Source organism: Rhodanobacter thiooxydans LCS2 (genome assembly GCF_000264375.1).
GTDB lineage: Bacteria > Pseudomonadota > Gammaproteobacteria > Xanthomonadales > Rhodanobacteraceae > Rhodanobacter > Rhodanobacter thiooxydans.
In genome coordinates, this window is record NZ_AJXW01000140.1 from 1 (window position 1) to 2,342 (window position 2,342).

Genomic DNA, 2,342 nt, shown 5'->3' on the forward strand with positions numbered 1-2,342 from the left:
CCTGAGATTCGGCCATCCGCACCGCGCTGGGGCGGGTCAGCCGCGGGTCGCTGCGCCAGCGCCAGCCGCCGTCGGTTTCGGCCAGGCCGCGTTCGACGATCGGCTGCGCCAGTTCGGCGGGCAGGCCGCTGGCCAGACGACGCGCGGCGACCGCCTGGGCGACGTCGCGGAACACCCGCAGCGGCTTGCCGTTGCCGCTGCGCGGGGCCAGCGCGTCGCGGAAGCGCTGCAGGGTGTGCGTGCCGTCGTCGCCGAGCGGGCCGAGGCCCTCGACCAGCAGCAGGCGCGCGATCCGCTCCGGCCGTGCCGTGGCGACCAGGCTGGCGACGCCGGCACCCAGCGAGTGGCCGAGCAGCGTGTAGCGCTCCAGTTGCAGGGCGTCGACGGCGGCCAGTACCGCCTGCACGTGGTCGACGTAGTGGTAGCTGGCGCCGGCGGCGAGGTGGCCGGAATGGCCGTGACCGGGCAGATCCAGCGCGGTCACCCGCCAGCGTGTGGCCAGCAGCGGCGCCAGCCGGGCGAAGCTGCCGGCGTTGTCCAGCCAGCCGTGCAGCGCCAGCAACGGCGGCAGCGTTTCATCCCCCCAGACCTGCGCGGCCAATGGCAGGTGCGGCAGCACGATGCGACGCTCGGCGGGCTTCGTCACGCGGCGGCTTCCGGCCAGCCGCCCAGGTGCCGGCGCACCAGCGCGGCGAGGCTGGCGACCTGTTCGGCGGCGTCGTTCAGCGCGGGGATGTAGCGCAGTGTTTCGCCACCGGCGGCGGTGAAGAAGTCGCGGTTCTGCATCGCGATCTCCTCCAGCGTCTCCAGGCAATCCACCGCGAAGCCGGGACAGGCCACATCGAGCCGGCGCACGCCCTCGGCGGCGAGCCGGCGCACGGTGGCGTCGGTGTACGGCTGCAGCCAGCGCTCGCGGCCCACCCGCGACTGGAAGCTGACCAGCAGTTGGTCCTCGCCCAGCCGCAACCGCTCGCGCAGCAACTGCGCGGTGCGTCGGCATTGTTCCGCGTAGGGATCGCCGAGCGCCACGTAACGCTCGGGAATGCCGTGGAACGACAGCAGCAGTTTCTCGCCGCTGCCGTGCGCCGCCCGCCAGCGCTCGATGCTGGTCGCCAGCGCCCCGATGTGGCCAGGATCGTCGTGGTAGTCGTTGATGAAACGCAACTCCGGCGGCCAGCGCAGTCGCTTGAAGGCGTCGGCGACGGCGTCGATCACCGAGCCGGTGGAGGTGGCCGAATACTGCGGGTACAGCGGCAGTACCAGCAGCCGGCGCACGCCCTCGCGCTGCAACTGTTCGATCGCGTGCGCCACCGACGGCTCGCCGTAGCGCATCGCCAACGCCACCCGCAGCGTGCCAGGCTGCTGCTTGTCCAGCTCGGCCTGCAGGCCGGCGGCCAGCGCCTCGCTGCCGTAGCGCAGCGGCGAGCCGCGTTCGTCCCATATCCGCGTGTAGGCGTGCGCTGAACGTTTCGGCCGCAGGCGCAGGATCACCCCATGCAGGATCGGCCACCACCGCCAGCGCGGGTAGTCGATCACCCGGGGATCGGCGAGGAATTCAGCCAGGTAGGGGCGCACGGCCGCGGCGGTCGGCGCCGTTGGCGTGCCCAGGTTGACCAGCAGCATGCCAGCCTGAACGGGCTGAACGGCCGGCGCGTCGGAATCGTCGGCAACGCCGGTATAGTGGTTGCTGCGTGGCATCGTGACAGTCGTGGCTGCGCTGACCGCGCAGTCTGCCACAAGCCCGGTGCAGCGCGTGGCGCCGCCCTTTCCCCGAACCCGAGTGGAGTTGCCCATGTTGAAGACACCGCTGCAACGTCTGCTGCTGGCCGCACTGGCCCTGTGTCTGCCGAGCATGGCCGTGCACGCCGAGGATCCGCCGCTGGTGCGCGCCACCAATGCGGTGCGCGTGATGAACGACATCATGCAGGCGCCGGACAAGGCGATCCCGAAGGACCTGCTGCAGAACGCCCGGGCGATCGCGGTGATCCCGGACATGATCAAGGCCGGCTTCATCTTCGGCGGTCGCCGCGGCGAGGGGCTGATTTCGGTGAAGAGTCCGAACGGCACCTGGTCCAACCCCAGCTTCATCACCATGACCGGCGGCAGCGTGGGCTTCCAGGCCGGCGTGTCCTCGACCGACGTGATCCTGGTGTTCCGCACCCAGCGCGGCGTGGATTCGATCGTCAACGGCAAGTTCACCCTGGGTGCCGACGCCTCCGCCGCGGCCGGCCCGGTCGGGCGCACCGCCAGCGCCTCCACCGACGCGCAGATGAAGGCCGAGATCTACTCCTATTCGCGCAGCCGCGGCCTGTTCGCCGGGGTGGCGCTCGACGGTTCGGCGC

General features: G+C 71.5%; 3 protein-coding genes. 1 reads left to right on the forward strand and 2 read right to left on the reverse strand.

Annotated features, from left to right (window positions below):
- Both UUA_RS18235 and hemH read right to left on the reverse strand, forming a co-directional pair.
- Positions 1-646: alpha/beta fold hydrolase (locus UUA_RS18235; RefSeq protein WP_008439674.1), on the reverse strand; the 646-nt coding region annotated here is incomplete at its 3' end.
- Positions 643-1,698, reverse strand: coding sequence for a ferrochelatase (gene hemH, locus UUA_RS18240; RefSeq protein WP_008439675.1), 1,056 nt, complete (start codon positions 1,696-1,698; stop codon positions 643-645). The genes hemH and UUA_RS18235, both read right to left, overlap by 4 nt.
- 94 nt (positions 1,699-1,792) lie before the next feature.
- Here hemH and UUA_RS18245 point away from each other — a divergent pair.
- Positions 1,793-2,342, forward strand: a 550-nt coding sequence (locus UUA_RS18245) for a lipid-binding SYLF domain-containing protein (protein WP_008439676.1), incomplete at its 3' end; no start/stop codon positions are given.